This window comes from Streptomyces sp. NPDC057137 (assembly GCF_042670825.1).
GTDB lineage: Bacteria > Actinomycetota > Actinomycetes > Streptomycetales > Streptomycetaceae > Streptomyces.
In genome coordinates, this window is record NZ_JBHUUW010000008.1 from 188,401 (window position 1) to 205,414 (window position 17,014).

12 protein-coding genes are annotated in these 17,014 nt (G+C 71.2%); 6 read left to right on the plus strand and 6 right to left on the minus strand.

The features are described 5' to 3' along the window. The first annotated feature begins 51 nt into the window (after positions 1-51). The gene (locus tag ACFT9I_RS10085; protein WP_382562598.1) at positions 52-549 is read left to right on the plus strand and encodes a GNAT family N-acetyltransferase; all 498 of its coding nucleotides are present in this window, start codon (positions 52-54) and stop codon (positions 547-549) included. A 4-nt stretch (positions 550-553) separates the two neighbouring features. Here ACFT9I_RS10085 and ACFT9I_RS10090 read toward each other — a convergent pair whose 3' ends face one another. From ACFT9I_RS10090 to ACFT9I_RS10100, 3 genes are all read right to left on the minus strand, one after another. Continuing rightward, positions 554-1,069 (minus strand): DinB family protein, encoded by a 516-nt coding sequence (locus tag ACFT9I_RS10090; RefSeq protein ID WP_382562600.1) that lies wholly within the window; start codon positions 1,067-1,069, stop codon positions 554-556. A 64-nt stretch (positions 1,070-1,133) separates the two neighbouring features. Beyond that, the gene (locus ACFT9I_RS10095) at positions 1,134-2,390 is read right to left on the minus strand and encodes an MFS transporter (protein ID WP_382562602.1); all 1,257 of its coding nucleotides are present in this window, start codon (positions 2,388-2,390) and stop codon (positions 1,134-1,136) included. Beyond that, complete coding sequence (locus ACFT9I_RS10100; RefSeq protein WP_382562603.1) at positions 2,387-3,052, minus strand: winged helix-turn-helix domain-containing protein; 666 nt, start codon at positions 3,050-3,052, stop codon at positions 2,387-2,389. The genes ACFT9I_RS10095 and ACFT9I_RS10100 overlap by 4 nt, the downstream gene beginning before the upstream one ends. 139 nt (positions 3,053-3,191) lie before the next feature. On the opposite strand from ACFT9I_RS10100, the gene ACFT9I_RS10105 reads away from it, so the two are divergent. Beyond that, a complete protein-coding gene (locus ACFT9I_RS10105; RefSeq protein WP_382562605.1) occupies positions 3,192-3,656 on the plus strand; it encodes a hypothetical protein in 465 nt (154 codons plus the stop codon). A gap of 127 nt (positions 3,657-3,783) precedes the next feature. Here ACFT9I_RS10105 and ACFT9I_RS10110 read toward each other — a convergent pair whose 3' ends face one another. From ACFT9I_RS10110 to ACFT9I_RS10120, 3 genes are read right to left on the minus strand one after another with little or no spacing between them, the layout of a single operon-like run. Then, on the minus strand, positions 3,784-4,578 hold the full coding sequence (locus tag ACFT9I_RS10110) for a hypothetical protein (protein WP_382562607.1): 795 nt from the start codon (positions 4,576-4,578) through the stop codon (positions 3,784-3,786). Between the two features lie 52 nt (positions 4,579-4,630). Next, a complete protein-coding gene (locus ACFT9I_RS10115) occupies positions 4,631-4,834 on the minus strand; it encodes a hypothetical protein (protein ID WP_382562608.1) in 204 nt (67 codons plus the stop codon). Positions 4,835-4,872: 38 nt separating this feature from the next. Further along, positions 4,873-10,257, minus strand: a complete 5,385-nt coding sequence (locus ACFT9I_RS10120; protein ID WP_382562610.1) for a DUF6531 domain-containing protein — start codon at positions 10,255-10,257, stop codon at positions 4,873-4,875. Between the two features lie 268 nt (positions 10,258-10,525). Here ACFT9I_RS10120 and ACFT9I_RS10125 point away from each other — a divergent pair, with 268 nt between their 5' ends. From ACFT9I_RS10125 to ACFT9I_RS10140, 4 genes are all read left to right on the plus strand, one after another. Further along, on the plus strand, positions 10,526-11,359 hold the full coding sequence (locus ACFT9I_RS10125) for an ABC transporter ATP-binding protein (protein WP_382562612.1): 834 nt from the start codon (positions 10,526-10,528) through the stop codon (positions 11,357-11,359). Positions 11,360-11,362: 3 nt separating this feature from the next. Beyond that, positions 11,363-12,700 (plus strand): FtsX-like permease family protein, encoded by a 1,338-nt coding sequence (locus ACFT9I_RS10130; protein WP_382562614.1) that lies wholly within the window; start codon positions 11,363-11,365, stop codon positions 12,698-12,700. Between the two features lie 236 nt (positions 12,701-12,936). Further along, the gene (locus ACFT9I_RS10135; RefSeq protein WP_382562616.1) at positions 12,937-15,555 is read left to right on the plus strand and encodes a bifunctional FO biosynthesis protein CofGH; all 2,619 of its coding nucleotides are present in this window, start codon (positions 12,937-12,939) and stop codon (positions 15,553-15,555) included. 303 nt (positions 15,556-15,858) lie between these two features. Further along, positions 15,859-16,977 (plus strand): ADP-ribosylglycohydrolase family protein, encoded by a 1,119-nt coding sequence (locus ACFT9I_RS10140; RefSeq protein ID WP_382562618.1) that lies wholly within the window; start codon positions 15,859-15,861, stop codon positions 16,975-16,977. The last annotated feature ends 37 nt before the right edge of the window (positions 16,978-17,014 follow it).

Genomic DNA, 17,014 nt, shown 5'->3' on the forward strand with positions numbered 1-17,014 from the left:
CCCCGTTTATCCGTGGCGCCTCGCGCGCGCCGGGTTGTAGCGTCGGCCCCCATGAGCTGGCTGCCCGACGACTTCGTCCACCCCGTCCACGTACCCGTACCCGGCACCGCGCTGCACCTGCGCCCGATCCGGGAGGCGGACACCGCCATCGACTACCCCGCCGTGATGGGCTCCCGCGAGCGCCTGTGGGAGATCTTCGGACCGGCCTGGGCCTGGCCCAGCGAGACGATGACCTATGAAGAGGACCGCATCGACCTGCTGCGGCACGAGAAGGAGATCGCCGCGCACCAGTCGTTCAACTACGCGCTGCTGGACGAGGCGGAGACGGCGATCCTCGGCTGCGTCTACATCGACCCGCCCGAGCGCACCGGCTCCGACGGCGAGGTCGCCTGGTGGGTGGTGGACGACCACGTCGGCGGCGAGGTCGAGCGCGCGCTCGACGCGCTGGTGCCGCGGTGGATCGCCGCCGACTGGCCCTTCCGGCAGCCCCGCTGTCCGGGCCGCGACATCAGCTGGCAGGACTGGCTCGCGCTGCCGCGCGCCTCGTGACCGGCTACGCGCCGACCGTCCCGTCCACACCTTCGCGCAACAGGTCGGCGTGGCCGTTGTGGCGGCCGTACTCCAGCAGTACGTGCACCATCACCATCCGCAGCGAGACGTCCTCGCCCCACCGCGGCTGATGGCCCGTCAAGTCCAATGACCCGGCCGCCCGTTCGATCCGCCGCGACGTCTCGACCTCGGCCTCCCAGGCGGTGAAAGCCTCGGACCGGGACGAGGCGCTCGCGTCGTACGCCGCCTGGAAGTCGATCTCACCCGGGGGCGACCACAGCATCGGCGCCGCGTTGTCCTCGAACACCCGCCGGAACCAGGCGCGTTCGACCTCGGCCAGGTGCCGTACGAGCCCCAGCAGGGACAGCGTCGAGGGCGCCATCGACTGCTGCCGCAACTCGTCGTCGCTCAGCCCGGCGCACTTCATGGCGAGGGTGGCGCGGTGGTATTCGAGGAAGGCCCGCAGGGTCTCGCGCTCGCTGCCGAGACGGGGCGGGCCTACGCGGTCGTCGGTGGTCATGGTGCCGAACCTAGCCGAACCCACTCCGGCCATGTCCACGATCCCCGGCGGATGAACGCACGCTTCACCACCCGAGGCGGGTCGGCCGGCCGGTGCCGGGCTTACCCCTGCCGGAGAGGAAGAGCCACGCGGAGGCGCCGGCTGTCAGGCCGGCGATGATTCCGATGAGGGCGAGATGGCCCAGTACGCCGAGCAGCGCCGACCCGGCCGCGATGCCGCACGCCTGCGGTGTCCGGGTGAGCATGCCGGCCGCGGCCGCGGCTCGGCCCTGCATGCCCGGCGGTGTCAGGCGCTGGAGTTGCGTCTGCTGGGCGACCACCAGCCAGGGCAGCGCGGCGCCGTAGAGCGCGAACCCGAGCAGTACGGCCGGCAGTGCCGGGAGAGCCATGAGCGCTATGCCCACCGAGGCGGCGGCCAGGCTCAGCGCGGCTGTGCGCACCTCGCCGAAGGCCCGTACGGCCCGCGCGGAGAAGATGCCGCCGAGCACGGCGCCGGCGCCCTGAAATGTGAACAGCACGCCCATGAAAGCCGGGGCGCGCTGCAGGCCCTCGCTGTTGACGGAGAACGCGGCGGGTTCCAGGAAACCCAGTCCCAGGGTCACGACGGAGAAGGCGAGGACGACGCGGCGAAGCGGTGCCGTGCTCATCAGATGCCGTACGCCGGCGCTGAGTTCCGCCCATGCGCCCGTGCGTTCGGCCGAGGGGTCGATGACCCGCGGTGTCCGCGTGCGGATCAGGGAGATGGCTGTGGCCGCGACCAGGAAGCCGACGGCGTCCGCGATGATCACCGGTGTGGCGCCGACCATCGCGAAGAGCCCGGCGCCCAGGATCGGCGCGAACAGGTTCATGCCTTGCTTGGCCGTTGCCAGGACGGCGTTGGCGGTGGGGAGGAGTTCGCTGCCGAACAGCGGCCTGACCAGTGCGGAGGCCCCGGCGTTGAGGAGTGCGCTGGCGGCCCCGTAGACGAAGATCACCGGGTAGATCAACCAGGCGTCGTCCTCGCCGTGGACGAGGAGCAACAGGAGCACGTTGGCCGCGCAGGCCAGGTTGGTCACGATCAGCAGCGGGCGAACGGGTAATCGGTCGATGAGGACGGCGGACAGCGGGCCGGTCAGGTTGCCGAGGATGAAGGCGAACCAGACGAGGGCCGCCTGTGAGCTGCTTCCGGTGAGCGTCTTGATCCAGATTCCCGCCGCCAGCCACAGCGAGGAGTGGCCCAGCATGGAGGTGATCTGGCCGCCCAGGTACAGGCAGGCGTCGCGGTCGGCGAGCAGCCGCCGACGGGAGGGCCGCCGGCCGGCAGTTTGCCTGGCGAGCGTCATGAGGGGTCGGCGCTGTCGGGACTCCCGGGACTCCCGGGACGTGATTCCTCGTCGGTGGGCGCGGCGGCCGGCCCGGGCATGGTGTAGGTGAACATCTGGACGGGGCGGGACGCGGCGGGACGCGTGGTGCGGTCCGCGTAACGTGCCAGGAGGGCGAGCAGGTCCGTACGGAGTTCGCCCGTCTCCTCCAGGGTCAGATGGAGGATCGCGCTGGAATGCCCGCTCAGCTGCTGCCATTCGGCCGGCAGGCCCGGCTGGGTGACGGCCCGGTGCTTCCTGATGGTCTCCAGGTGCCGGTTCACGATGACGTCGGTGAGCGCCCGGCCGCTGACCGAGGCCTCCGTGCCGTCCAGTACCTCGGGAGTCCCGATCCCCCCGGCCACCCGCTGCCACGGCCGCTCCCGCCCACGCCCACCGGCCGCCTCCTCGACGAAGCCGTACTTGGCCAGGGTGCGGAGGTGGAATGAACAGTTGGCCGGGGTCTCGCCGACCAACTCGCCGGCCTGCGCCGCGGTGAGCGTGCCTGCCAGGGTGAGCTGTTCAAGCAACTCCAGCCGCAGGGGATGAGCCAGCGCCCGCATCGCCTTGGGGTCGGTGACCTCACGCGCGCCGGGGGCTGGGTCGGGGGGAGGGGGTGCGTCCGGGGAGCTATCGAAAGACATGTTGCGATAGTATTCACGCGCCGGTGGATGTCAACCGGCGGCGGGGCGCGGGCACCAGAGGGCTTTGGTCGTTTCCATCCCATCTCGCGTACGAGTGGCCGATGATGGGGTCTTCATTCGCTATGTCCCTGGGGGGACCATGCGTACTGGACACACCACCGCGCTCACCGTAGCCCTGCTACTCACGCTCGCCGGCTGTTCCGACGGAGGCAGCAGCAGCCCGAGGGGCGCATCGGCACCAACGGCTCGTGCGTACGACGTCCACGACTGCAAGGCCCTGCTGGAGCGCGACTACGAGGCTGATGCTCTGCGCGACGCGTCGGAAGAATCCGAGTGCCGGGGACTGACGCGGGATGAGTACGTCGAGGCTGTCGGCGAAGTCCTCGGGGGCCACAAGGGCGACGTCCTTGAACAAGCCGCGAATGAACTCGTCTGGGACGAGGCATGGGATGGGACGGACGCCGCACAGCGGAAGCTCGTATGCGAGCGCCTTGTCGCGGACGGCGCCATCACTGTGGGCCAAGAGATGATGGACGCGGCGGACAGTGCGCCTGACGGTACCGAGGTCGACATGGCGCAGTACTTTCTCGACGAGAAGTGCTGAGCCGGCTCTGACCATGGGTAGGGCTGTGGGCGCCCGCGGTTGCAACGAACGCCTTGCGCCATGCCGACGTTGGCGTGGCGCGTCCGGACGGGCCGAACGGGGCGTTGGCCGATGGACGGCACGCGTATTACGGGTATCGGCGCAGAGCGTTGAGAGCGGTGGCCACCCGGCGGCGTAGGTCCGCCTCGGTGAGGTCGTCCTCCAGTGCGTAGAAGACGTCGTCGAGTACGGACTGGATCCCGTCCCGCACACGCTCACCGGAGTCCCGCGCGGCGCGGCGCGCCGTGAGCCACCGATTCGCGAACGTCGCCCCGTCCAGACTCCGGCGCACCAGGCCGTCCATGAGGGCCAGTTGCCGGCCGGTGTGGCTGGTGGCCGGTACCTCGGCGGTCGTTGCCCACGCGCGGTTGAGCGCCGGGTGGAGATCGGCGATACGGATCAGCTCGGGCACCGCGTCACGAAGCCTCTCGGCGTACCGGCGAAAGCGCGCCCGCGCCTCGTCGGCACCTTCCGGCACGGCGCCCCGTACGAAGTCGGCGGTGCCGGCGACGAGTACGTGTCCGGGACGCGACAGCACGCCGCCGAGCAGGTTGTCGGCGAGGAGGAGTGGGGCGGTGTCCGCGCTGTCCTGGGAGGCGAGTCGCCACAACTGGCCTGCGTCGAGAGGCGATTGAACGACGTCGTCGTCGGCCAGTCTCGCGTCGAACGACACGACCCACGCGCCCGTGGCGCCCACCTCCCGGGCCCCGCCGATGGCCCGCGCGGTAGCCATGGGGCTCAGCCCACGATGGGCGGGCAACGGCACGACGGCCTTCCCGGCGTCCGCGGCGATCCACGCGCCCGCGAAGCCCCTAGAGGTCTCGGCGCCGGAGACGACGCGTCCGATCACCGCGCGATTGCGCCTACCCGCCGGGCTGCTCATACCGGCAATCCACGACGTCGATCCCCGACTGTTGTAAGCCTCGGTCTCAATCTCAGAGCGCAATCGGTCGATACGCGAGAGCCTTGTCGACCACTTCCTCCGCAGTGAGCTTCGGGGTCGAGTAGAAGATGTATGTGATGACTTCTGGGTCCAGCACGTTTTCCTGGAGCCGCATCACGAGCTCGTCTCCCACCTCTTCCGAGTCCTCGGCGGAGATTATTCGATCCACGAGGGAGATCAGCTCTTCCCGAGACATGCGCGAACCCATGATGCCTTACCTCTCTTTATCGCCGTCTAGCCATAATGATACCCGCTGTCCAATATTTCGGCGTGATATCGCGGTGTCACAACGACTATATTGTCCAGGTCGTATACGCCTCCTCCATGATGGATCGGCACGACATGGTGCAGGGTATATCGGTTGTGACCAGGCGTACTCTGTCTCGGTATCACAAACGGGGCGCGTCCATTTCTCATATTTCCCACGTTTGACGGATCGAATTGTCGTGACAGCTCTGGTCTGTTTCCGACCTCTTCCCAGAATGCTCTCCTGAAGTCACCGAAAGTCTTGAACTCTCTCCCCTGAAGCGCTCTCGCGACTTGACCAGGTATTCGACCGGCATTTCCGGCTGAACCTCTGAGCCACCTCCCTGTTACGTCGCGGAGTTGAGATCCGCCCGTCGCGGCTCCGGGGCTGTTTCTGAGTTGCGTGGCCGTGCGGGCGGGGGAGAGCGCCGGGCACCCCGGCGCCAGCCCCAGCGGGTCGCACCACGTCAGTGGGTTGTGGACATACGCCGTCGGGTTCGGGGACGGGGCCAGGCCCAGGGGGTCCGGGGTCAGGTAGTGGGCGGATTCGGGGTCGTAGTGGCGGTGGAGGTTGTAGTGGTGGCCCGTTTCCAGGTCGTGGTATTGGCCCGGGAAGCGCAGGGGGGTGTACGCCGTGGACGTCGGGGGCCAGGTCGTGGTGCCCCAGAGCGTGCGGCGGGCGTGCCAGGCGATCGTGCCCGACTCGTCGATCAGATGGGTCGGGGTGCCGATCAGGTCCGTGATGATCGCGTAGAAGCGGGTGTCGGTCTCCGCCCCGGACGCCGGGGTGTAGCGCGTCGTCTGGGCCAGCGGTGTCAGGGACGATTCGTCGTGGTCCCAGGTGAGCGTCTGGGCGCCCGTCCAGTCGGTGGAGGTCGACGTCTCCTCGATCAGGGTGGGGCCCTGGTACGTGAAGCGGGTCTCCTCCGTGACCGAACCGTCCGCGGCCAGGCGGGACTTCGTCGTGCGGCGGCCCAGCGCGTCGTACGCGTAGCGCCATGTCGTGCCGTCCGGCGTGGTGACCGCCGTGAGCTGGTCGCGCGCGTTCCACGTGTAGCGCCAGTTGTCCGGCTTCCGCGACAGGCGGGGCTTCTGGCGCAGGGTGGTGCGGCCCGCCGCGTCGTACTCGTAGCGGACCGTGCCCGCCGTCCCCACGCGGGTGCCCGTGTAGGTGCGCGGGCCCGTCGACTCGGGGTACGCGAGGTCTGCCGGCCAGGCCGCGTCGGTCGGGTTGCCGGTGGGGTCGTAGGCATACGACTCCGACCGGTCCGCCGCCCGGACCTCGGTGACCCGGCCCGCCGGGTCGAGCGTGTAGCGCGCGTCGCCCGCGGCGAGGAGGTGGCCGTCCGGGCGCCAGGTGTACGTACGCGTGGGGACGGGCGCGCCCGTGTACGAGCGGGACAGCGGGCGCCCCGTCGGGTCCCATGTCTGGGTCAGGGACAGCGCGTCGCCCCAGCCGAGCCCGGTCTCGCGGCCCGCCGCGTCCCGTGTCACCGTCAACGACCGCCCGGACGCGGTGAGTTCGGTGCGGCTGCCCGCCAGGTCGTACGCGTACGTCGTGACCGCGCCCGCCGGGGTCCGCCGACCGGACGGCCGCCCCGCCGCGTCGTACGACAGCCGCAGCACCCGCCCGTCCACCGTCTCCGTCAGCAGCCGGCCGGCCGGGTCGTACGTGCGCAGCAGTTCGGTGTCAGGACCTGTCGCGCGCGCCAGATCGTCGCCCGCCGTCCAGTCGAACGTGGTCACCTCGCCGGCCGCGTCCTGCGCGACGAGGCGGCCCAGCAGGTCGTAGCGGTGGTCGGTGCGGACACCCAACGGGTCCAGGCGCGATACGAGTTGGGACGCCGCGTCGAGTTCGTACGTCACCGTACGGCCGTCGAAGTCCGTCTCCGCTATGAGACGTCCGGCCGCGTCGTAGGCGTAACTCCAGCTCAGGCCCTGCGCGTTGGTCACCTGCGTCAAACGCGCCGCCGCGTCATGGGCGAAGGAGTAGCGCGCGCCGTCCGGGTCGGTGCGGGCCGTCAGCAGGTCGAAGTGGGTGTACTCGTGGTGGGTGACACCGCCGTTGGCGTCGGTGTACGTGACGGTGTTGCCCTCGCCGTCGTACGTCCACGACTCCGCCGAGCCGTCCGGTGCCGTACGGCGCAGCAGCCGGCCCTCCGTGGACCACTCGAAGGACGAGACCGCGCCCAGCGGGTCGGTCGCGGACACGACCCGGCCGAAGGCATCACGCGTCACCCGCGTCGTCGCGCCCAGCGGGTCCGTCGTCTCGACCGGCAGACCCGCCGCGTCGCACCGCACCCGCGTCGTGGCGCCCAGCGGGTCCGTGATCGCGAGCGGCGCGCCCCGGCCGTCGTACAGCCAACGGGTCGTGGCGCCCGTCGGGTCGGTGACCGACGTCCGGTTGCCGGCCGCGTCGTACGTCTGGCGCCACACCTGCCCGGCCGGGTCGGTGATCCGTACCGGCCTGCCCTCGGCGTCGAGGGCCGCCTCGACCGTGCTGCCGTCCGCGCGCCGCACGCCCGTGAGGTGGCCGCGCCCGTCGTACGTGAACTCCGTGGTGCGGCCCAGCGGGTCCGTCTCGGCGGTGACACGGCCGGCCGCGTCGTACGCGGTACGCGTCACCGCGCCGTTCGCGTCGATCTCGCCGACCACCAAGTGGCGGTCGTCGATCAGGTGACGAGTGGTGGCGCCGTCGGGGGCCACCAGAGCCGTCACGGCCAGACCGGGATACGCCGGGTCCGAACCCCCGTAGCTGAAGCGGAAGTTGTAGTGCCCGCCCGCGCCGCCCTCCGCCACCACCCGGTCGTCGTCGGGGCCGCCGTACTCGTACGCGTACGAGCGGTCGTTGCTGTCCGTCCACGACGTCACCCGGCCCACCGCGTCGTAACCGAAGCGCAGCGGGAGACCCGACGAGTTGTACGTCTCCGTCAGCCGGCCGTCCGCGTCGTAGCCGTACGACATCACGCGCACGTCACCCAGCCACAGGCCGGTGACGCGCTCGCCGTTCCGCGTCAGGCGCAGTACGTAACCGCCGCTGTGCGCGATCTCGACCGGCGCGCCCTCGGCGTCGTACGTGAACGTGATCCGGTTGCCGTGCCGGTCGGTGACCGTACGCAGCAGAGCGACGCCGCTGTCGCCGTGCACGCCGCTGTCGCCGTGCACGTCGGAGTGCGCCGTGAACGCGAGGACCTGCCCGGCATCCGCGTCGGTGACCGTGTACGAGCCGTCGGCGGCCCGCGCCAGCGGCCATCGCGCGTGGCCGGCGGACTCCTCGGGCAGCACCGCCTCGCCGCCCGGCACCGGGTGCGGATACGCCAGCAGCAGGCCGTCCTCCGTGAAGAACACGACACCCTGCTCGTCGAACTCCAGCCGTTGGTCCGCCGTCGACGCCCACGTCGGGCCGAACCAACGACCGCCCCGGTAACCGGAGTCCACCCGCCGCGAGAACAACAGCGGCAGCACACCCGGCAGTTCCACATCCGTCACGGGCAGGAACATCCGGCCGGTCGCCACGTCCACCGGGTCCGTCCCGCCGTGCCGCACCTCGTCCGAGCGCCGGGTGAACCTGCCCCGGCCGCTCCGCAGCGCGCTCCGCGCCCACGCCAACGCGCCCCGGCCCGCCAGCCGCGCGCCCACCTGGACCGCGACCCGGGCGGCCACGGGGGCCAGCACCCGGCCCGCCGCCATCGCCAGCAACTCCGGCAGCAGGAAACCGAGTCCGCCGGTGGCCACCCCGAACGGCAGCGCGAACGGGAGGGCGAACATCAGCAGCGTCAGGATCAGCGCGGGGGCCACGTCCAGGAACTTCTCCAGGACGAAGGAGACGATCAGGTGGTCGGGCACGACCCTGTCGTACTCGGCGATGGTGCCCGCCCGCGACAGCAGCAGCGCCCCGGCGCACAGCCCACCGGTGACGACGGCCACCCGCAGCAGCGCGGCGGCGTAGGGCTCGGCCGGGGGCAGGGCGCGCAGACGGGGGAGGGAGCGCCACGTGAGTACGAGACGGAACGCGGCCAGCAGCAGACCCGCCAGACCGCAGCCGATGAGCAGTTGCCACCCCTGGCCCTCGGTGAAGTACTCCTCAAGGTCCTGCGTCCCCTCGAAGGCGAAGGTGGCGGCGAGAAGGGCGGCGGGGATCAGCAGCACCAGTCCGAGGGCGAGGACGGCCTTCTCCCACCACGGCAGCCGGCCGTCCCCGCGTGCGCGGACCCGCCGCCATGCCTCACGTATCGAGGTGCCGCGCCACGCCCCGGGATCCGACGTGGCGTCCAACTCGGCTGTACGGGTGGTGAGTTCGTCCCGCAGCGCGGCGACGTGCTCCGGGCGGGCGCGGGGGTGCGTGGTGAGCTGGAACAGGGCCCGGCGCCGGCGGGCGTACCCGAGCGCGATCAGCGTGGTCCACGGGGCCCGCAGGAGCGCGTAGTTGAGCAGCACAGCCACAGCGCCGCCGCCCTGACCGGCGCCCCCACCCTGCGCCGAGCCCGCGCCCGTGCCCCCGCCCCCGCCCCCGCCCCCGCCCTCCCGCTCCGCCCTCAGCCACACCCCCACCTCACGCGCCCGCCCCGCCCGCCGCGTACGCACGTCCCACACCACGGCCGCCACCAGGCATCCCAGCACCCCCCAGAGCCCGCTCGCGACGATCCGGTCGTACCACTCGCGCGGCGCCCCGTGCGCGCTGGGCAGGGCCGCGATGTAGTTCACCGCCGTGTGCAGCCCGACGGCCGCGAGCAGCGGCAGCAGCCCCGCCACCCGCACCCACCAGCGGTGTCCGCACACGATCAGCCCCACGGAGAGGCCGCCGAGGGCCGACCACGCGACGTGGTTGTCCACCGGCACGGTCGCCGTGGCGGAGCCCAGCTCCAGGGTGCCCACGGCCCCCGGGAACCAGTGCCCCAGGAACTCCGGAAAGCCCGACACGAACGGCGCCTCGAAGAGCCGCGTCGCGACCGTCCAGCCACCCGCCGACTCGACGGGGCGTACATGGACATCCGGTGCGAACGCGAATTGCAGCACCGATTCCAGCAGCCCGAACCCGGCCCCCACCGCGCCGCCCAGCACCACGAAGTCCGTCAGGCCCCACTGGACCCGGCCGCGCAGCGCCCAGGCGGCGAGCGCGAGCGGGGCGATCTTGAGCAGTTCCTCGGCCGTCGGAGCCGTCGTCCACATGACGGTGTCCATGACCGTCTTCATCGACGTCTCGTCAGCCGCCGCCAGTTGGCGGGTGACGACCGTCTCGATCAGGACCGAGAAGACACCGCAGCCGTACGCCCCCACCCCGAAGGCCAGCAGTACGGTCGGCCAGCCGACCGTACGCGCGGGCCACGACAGCAACAGCAGTTGCATGACGCACCACAAGGACGCGGCAGCCATCCAGAACGCCACAAACCCCACCCCGTAAACCCCATGAATTTGCGTTAGTGAACTGAACGTAGGGGTGAGGGTCGGGTGTGTCAACAGGGCATCGGCCGGGCAGCGCCCGGCCGCCGTCACCCACCTCCCCCACGCCCGGGGGAAGGCCCCAGGCGGCAGGTGTATTCAGCGACACCTGAGACTCGGGCTGTACGCCCAATGTGATCGAAGTCCGCCGTCCGTAGCGTCTTACTCGTGGCACAGAGGGTGTCCGACGGAAGGAACGATCATGAAGCTTCGTAAGAACAAGAGCCGCCCGACCCGGAGCGCCGAAGCTCTTCGTCTGGCCCATGTGAGCAAGGTCTACGGGGGCGCCGAGAACGCCGTCACCGCGCTGGACAGTGTGTCGCTGAGCCTGCCCGCCGGGTCCTTCACCGCCATCATGGGGCCGTCCGGCTCCGGCAAGTCGACCCTCCTGCAGTGCGCGGCCGGCCTCGACCGGCCCGACAGCGGGCGGATCATGGTCGACGGTGAGGAGATGACGGGCGGCAGCGAGGCGGCCCTGACGAAGTTCCGCCGGCGCCGGATCGGCTTCGTCTTCCAGAAGTACAACCTGCTGCCCACCCTCACCGTCGCCCAGAACACGGTGCTGCCGCTGAAGCTCGCCGGCCGCCGTATCGACCGGGCCCGCGCCAGGGAGATCCTGACCCAGGTCGGCCTCGGCGACCGCCTCGGACACCGGCCCGACCAGCTCTCCGGCGGCCAGCAGCAGCGTGTCGCCATCGCCCGCGCCCTGGTCACCGAGCCCGCCGTCGTCTTCGCCGACGAACCGACCGGCGCTCTCGACATCCGCAGCGCCCGTGATGTGCTGCGGCTGCTCCAGGAGACCGTACGGGTCCACGGCCGCACCGTCGTCATGGTCACCCACGACCCGGTCGCCGCCTCCTACGCCGACTCCGTCATCTTCCTCGCCGACGGCCGACTGGCCGGGCGCATCAACAACCCGACCGTCGACGCCGTCGCCGAACGCCTCGCGCACCTCGGTGACGCGGTCAGCCAGTCGGGCGCCACGTCGGCCCAGCAGCCCCATCTGTCCGCCAACAACGCGTACGCGGGGGTGTGACCCATGTTCTCTCTCGCCATGAGCTCCATCCGCCGGCGCCCCGGGCGCTTCATCGCCACCCTGCTGTCGACCTTCCTCGGCGCGGTGGTCATCATGACCTTCAGCTCGATGCTCGACACCGCCGCCGCCCCGGGCATCGACAGCGTCAGCAAGGAGCCCATCACCACCGCCGCGAACGTGGTCGGCGGCTACGGCGCCCTTCTCGTCTTCTTCGCCATCGCCTCCACCCTCACCGTCAACGTCCGCCAGCGCGGCGAGGAGATCGCACTGCTCCGCCGGAGCGGGGCGACCCCCGCCCAGATCAAGCGGATGGTGGTCTTCGAGGCCGCCGCGGTGGGGATCATCGGAACGCTGCTGGCGATCGTGCCCGCCATGATCGGCGGTCAGCAGCTGCTCAACGTCTTCAAGGACAGCGGTCAGGTCGCCGACGGGGTCGACCATGTCTTCGGTCCGATCGCGCTCAGCCTCGGCGCCGCCATCACCGTGCTGGCCTCCGTCGGCGCCGCGTTCCTCGCGGTCCGCCGGGCGACCAAGGAAGCGGCCGGCGGCAAGAAGTCCCGCGGCCGGGCGAAGAACATCGCCGGCGTCGCCGCCCTCCTCCTGGGTGCCGGCACCGTCAGTACCACCTTCGCCATGGACAAGACGGACGTCGCGCTGATGGCCGCCCCGGGTTACGGCGCCATCCTGCTCGCCGCGGGCTTCGCGATCCTCTCGCCCGCACTGCTGCGGATGCTGCTCGGTGTCCTGTCCGGGCCGCTGACCCTGCTCACCGGTGCGAGCGGCTATCTGACCATCCACAACATGCGCCAGCGCGCCGCACAGCTCTCCAGCGTGCTCATGCCGCTGATCCTCTTCATCAGCATCTCCTCGGCCATCCTCTACATGCAGGCCATCGAGAACGACGTGGTCAAGGCGTCCGGACTCACCCGCTCCAGCGACGACAAGAGCATCCAGACCCTCAACTACGTGATCTCCGGCATCATCGTGGTCTTCGCCTGCATCATGCTGATCAACAGCCTCTACGCGGCGACCACTTACCGCACCAGGGAGTTCGGCCAGCAGCGCCTCACCGGTGCCACGCCGAACCAGGTCCTGGGCATGATCACCCTCGAATCCCTCATCCTCACCGTGTTCGGCGTGTTCTTCGCGACGCTGTCGGCCTTCGCCGGGATCGTCTCCTTCAGCGCCGTCCGCACCGACACCGCCATCCCGGACCAGAGCCTCGGGATCTGGCTGACCGTCGTGGGCATCGGCGCCGCGGCGACGATCGTCACCAGCGTGGGCACGGCCTACCGCGGCCTGCGCACCCCGGCCGTCGAGGCGGTGGCACTGGCCGCCTGAGATGACACACCACGAAGCCGAACACATACGAGACCGAACACCAGGAAAAGCCGCCGAAGGGCAGTCGCACACAGCGACTGCCCTTCCGGGCTTTTCCACCGCGCCAGTTGCGCGGTCGCCCGGCTGCCCGGTCGTCCCCCGATTCGTCGTCGCGATCGAAGTTATTCCCGCGTATACGAATGTGGGTATCCGCTCACCTACGCAGCTCCCCGCCTGAATCGTCCGACCCCGCTCGTATGCTCGGAGATATGACGACGAGCGCCACGGCCCCCTCCGCCCCGACCGCCAACGCCATGCGCCGCGCCCTCAAACGTGCGAGGGACGGTGTCGCGCTCGACGCCGGAGAGGCCGCCGTCCTCCTGCAGGCGCGCGGCGACGACCTGTTGGACCTCGCCGCCTCCGCCGCGCGGGTGCGCGACGCCGGGCTCGAAGCCGTCGGGCGCCCCGGGGTCATCACGTACTCCCGCAAGGTCTTCATCCCGCTGACCCGCCTCTGCCGCGACAAGTGCCACTACTGCACCTTCGTCACCGTCCCCGGCAAGCTCCGCCGCGCCGGGCACGGCATGTATCTGTCGCCCGACGAAGTCCTCGACATCGCCCGCAAGGGCGCCGAAATGGGCTGCAAGGAAGCGCTGTTCACCCTCGGCGACCGCCCCGAGGACCGCTGGCCCGAGGCGAAGGAGTGGCTGGAGGCCGAGGGGTACGACGACACACTCGCGTACGTACGGGCCATGGCCATCCGCGTACTGGAGGAGACCGGTCTCCTCCCGCACCTCAACCCCGGCGTGCTGAGCTGGACCGACTTCCAGCGGCTCAAGCCCGTCGCGCCCAGCATGGGCATGATGCTGGAGACCACCGCCACCCGCCTCTGGTCCGAGCCCGGCGGCCCGCACCACGGCTCGCCGGACAAGGAGCCCGCCGTACGGCTGCGGGTGCTGGAGGACGCGGGCCGGTCCAACGTCCCGTTCACCACCGGCATCCTGATCGGCATCGGCGAGGACTACGAGGAGCGCGCCGACTCGCTCTTCGAGCTGCGCCGCACCGCCCGCGCCTACCACGGCATCCAGGAAGTCATCGTCCAGAACTTCCGCGCCAAGCCCGACACCGCGATGCGCGCCATGCCCGACGCCGAGTTGGAGGAGCTGGCCGCGACCATTGCCGTCGCCCGGCATCTCCTCGGCCCGGCCGCCCGGATCCAGGCCCCGCCGAACCTCGTGGACGAGGAGTACGCGCTCCTCATCGGCGCCGGCATCGACGACTGGGGCGGCGTCTCGCCGCTCACACCCGACCACGTCAACCCCGAGCGCCCCTGGCCGCACATCGACCAGCTCGCCGAGCGCACCGCCGCCGCCGGGTTCGAGCTGCGCGAACGGCTCACGATCTACCCGGAGTTCATCCAGCGCGGCGAGCCCTGGCTCGACCCGCGCGTGATGCCGCACGTGCGGGCGCTCGCCGACCCGGCGACCGGACTCGCCCGCGAGGGCGTCAAGCCGGCCGGACTGCCGTGGCAGGAGCCCGACGAGGGCTTCACCGCCACCGGCCGTACCGACCTGCACCGCACCATCGACACCGAGGGCCGCACCGGCGACCGCCGGAACGACTTCGACCATGTCTACGGCGACTGGGACGCCCTGCGCGAGGCCGCCGCGCCCGGCATGGTGCCGCAGCGCATCGACACCGACGTCAAGCAGGCGCTCACGCAGGCCGCCGCCGACCCGACGAAGCTCACCGACGACGAGGCGCTCGCGCTGCTGCACGCGGACGGCCCCGCGCTCGACGAGCTGACCCGGATCGCCGACGAACTGCGCCGCGAGGTGGTCGGCGACGACGTCACGTACATCGTCACGCGCAACATCAACTTCACCAACGTCTGCTACACCGGCTGCCGTTTCTGCGCCTTCGCCCAGCGCCGTACGGACGCCGACGCCTACACCCTCTCGCTCGACCAGGTCGCCGACCGCGCCGCGCAGGCGTGGGACGTCGGCGCGGTCGAGGTCTGCATGCAGGGCGGCATCCACCCGGACCTGCCCGGCACGGCGTACTTCGACATCGCGCGCGCCGTGAAGGAACGCGTTCCCGGCATGCACGTGCACGCCTTCTCACCGATGGAGGTCGTCAACGGCGCGTCCCGTACCGGGATGTCGATCCGCGAATGGCTCACGGCCGCGAAGGAGGCCGGGCTCGACTCGATCCCCGGCACGGCCGCCGAGATCCTGGACGACGAGGTGCGCTGGATCCTCACCAAGGGCAAGCTGCCGACGGCGACGTGGATCGAGGTCGTCGAGACCGCGCACTCGCTGGGCATCCGCTCCAGCTCCACGATGATGTACGGCCACGTCGACCAGCCCCGCCACTGGCTGGGGCACTTCCGCACGCTGGCGGGCATGCAGCGCAAGGCACTTGAGGCGGGACGCGAGGGCTTCACCGAATTCGTCACGCTGCCCTTCATCCACACCAACGCGCCCGTCTATCTGGCCGGCATCGCCCGCCCCGGCCCGACGGCCCGCGACAACCGCGCGGTCATGGCGATGGCCCGGCTCCTCCTCCACCCGTACATCACCAACATCCAGACCAGCTGGGTGAAGCTCGGCACGGAGGGCGCGGCCGAGATGCTGCGCTCCGGCGCGAACGACCTCGGCGGGACGCTGATGGAGGAGACCATCTCCCGGATGGCGGGCTCCAGTTACGGCTCGTACCGCTCGGTCAAGGACCTGGTCGCCATCGCCGAGGCGGCCGGGCGGCCGGCCAGGCCGCGGACCACGCTGTACGGCGAGGTGCCCGAGGAGCGCGTACGGGCGGCGGCGGCGTCCGACGGGCACCTGCCGGAGCTGCTGCCGCTGCTGCCCGCGGACTAGGTCCTGTCCGGCGGATCTTCGGGGGCCCGGGGCGCCTGGCACGGCACCTCGCCGCGTTGTCAGCGTTCTCGAAGGCATCCGAGTACGTCCAGTACGAGAACGATCCTCCGCCTTGCGATGCACCGCACCAGCCGCCCCGGGCTGATCCACGAAGATTCGCCGGACAGGACCTAGCCCTCGGGGGATGGAAGGGGGTGGCCGGGGACGAACCGGCCACTCGTTCCGCCCGTGCTCAACCGTCCGTTCCCGTTCGATTACAGTGCTGCGCCAGAGCGCGTTCCACGACACGGGAGGGAGGGACGCGTGAACAGGCCAGCCACCGCCATATGGGGCCGGGCGGAGCAGCAGGACTTCCGCAGCCGTGTCCGTGGGTGCCTTCTCGGGGGAGCCATCGGCGACGCGCTGGGGGCGGGGGTCGACACGCTCACTCTCGACGAGACCCGGACCGCGCACGGCGCCGACGGCGTCACCGACTTCGCCCCCGCGTTCGGCCGGCGCGGCGCGGTCGCCGCCGCCACCCAGCTGACCCTCTTCACCGTCGACGGCCTCATCCGCGCCCAGGTCCGGCGCGACACCGGCGCCTGGCACCCGCCCACCGACGTGCACCGCGCGTATCTGCGCTGGGCCGCCACCCAGAGCGACTGGGGGCCTGACGAGCGCCGCAAGGACAACGGCTGGCTCGCCCAGGAGGAGTGGCTGTACGCGCGCCGCGACCCCAGCCGGTCCTGTCTGACCGGGCTGGCCGACGAGTCGATGGGCACGCTGGAGAAGCCCAAGAACCCCACCGCGCGCGACGCGGGCGCCGTCGTGCGCTCGGCGCCGTTCGGGCTGCTGGTGGGCTGGGAGCCGCAGTTGGTCTGCCAGCTCGCCGTGGAGTGCGCGGCGCAGACGCACGGCCATCCCACCGCGTATCTGTCGGCCGGCGCGTTCGCGGTGATCGTGCACGGCGTCGCGCGCGGCGACAGCGTCGACGCGGCCGTCCAACGGGCCCTGGCGCTGCTGACCCAGCGCCCCGGCCACCAGCCCGTCACGGACGCGCTGGGGCAGGCACTCGGAGCCGTACGACAGGGAATCCCGACCCCGGGGCGGGTCGCGGCGCTCGCGGCCGGCCGGGCGGCGGAGGACTCGCTGGCGGTGGCCGTGTACTGCGCGCTCGTGGGCGAGGACGTACGCCACGGCCTGCGGCTGGCCGTCAACCACGACGGGCCGTCCTCGGCGACGGGAGCGCTCTGCGGGGCCCTGCTGGGCGCGATGCACGGGGAGACGGCGCTGCCGCCGGCATGGCTGGCGGAGCTGGAGGGCCGCGCGACGCTCCTGGAGATCGCGGACGACTTCGCGATGGAGATGACACAGGGCCCCGCGCTCCACGGCCCGGCGATCACGGCATCGGGCTGGCTGACGCGGTACCCGCGGGGCGGGTAGGCGCTGTCCTCAAGCGCCGGACGGGCTGCGTTTGCAG

Excerpts from the sequence above, each read along its gene's own strand:
- ACFT9I_RS10085 (WP_382562598.1), top strand. The coding sequence starts at position 52 with ATGAGCTGGCTGCCCGACGACTTCGTCCACCCCGTCCACGTACCCGTA.
- ACFT9I_RS10090 (WP_382562600.1), bottom strand. The coding sequence starts at position 1,069 with ATGACCACCGACGACCGCGTAGGCCCGCCCCGTCTCGGCAGCGAGCGC.
- ACFT9I_RS10095 (WP_382562602.1), bottom strand. The coding sequence starts at position 2,390 with ATGACGCTCGCCAGGCAAACTGCCGGCCGGCGGCCCTCCCGTCGGCGG.
- ACFT9I_RS10100 (WP_382562603.1), bottom strand. The coding sequence starts at position 3,052 with ATGTCTTTCGATAGCTCCCCGGACGCACCCCCTCCCCCCGACCCAGCC.
- ACFT9I_RS10105 (WP_382562605.1), top strand. The coding sequence starts at position 3,192 with ATGCGTACTGGACACACCACCGCGCTCACCGTAGCCCTGCTACTCACG.
- ACFT9I_RS10110 (WP_382562607.1), bottom strand. The coding sequence starts at position 4,578 with ATGAGCAGCCCGGCGGGTAGGCGCAATCGCGCGGTGATCGGACGCGTC.
- ACFT9I_RS10115 (WP_382562608.1), bottom strand. The coding sequence starts at position 4,834 with ATGTCTCGGGAAGAGCTGATCTCCCTCGTGGATCGAATAATCTCCGCC.
- ACFT9I_RS10120 (WP_382562610.1), bottom strand. The coding sequence starts at position 10,257 with ATGGCTGCCGCGTCCTTGTGGTGCGTCATGCAACTGCTGTTGCTGTCG.
- ACFT9I_RS10125 (WP_382562612.1), top strand. The coding sequence starts at position 10,526 with ATGAAGCTTCGTAAGAACAAGAGCCGCCCGACCCGGAGCGCCGAAGCT.
- ACFT9I_RS10130 (WP_382562614.1), top strand. The coding sequence starts at position 11,363 with ATGTTCTCTCTCGCCATGAGCTCCATCCGCCGGCGCCCCGGGCGCTTC.
- ACFT9I_RS10135 (WP_382562616.1), top strand. The coding sequence starts at position 12,937 with ATGCTCGGAGATATGACGACGAGCGCCACGGCCCCCTCCGCCCCGACC.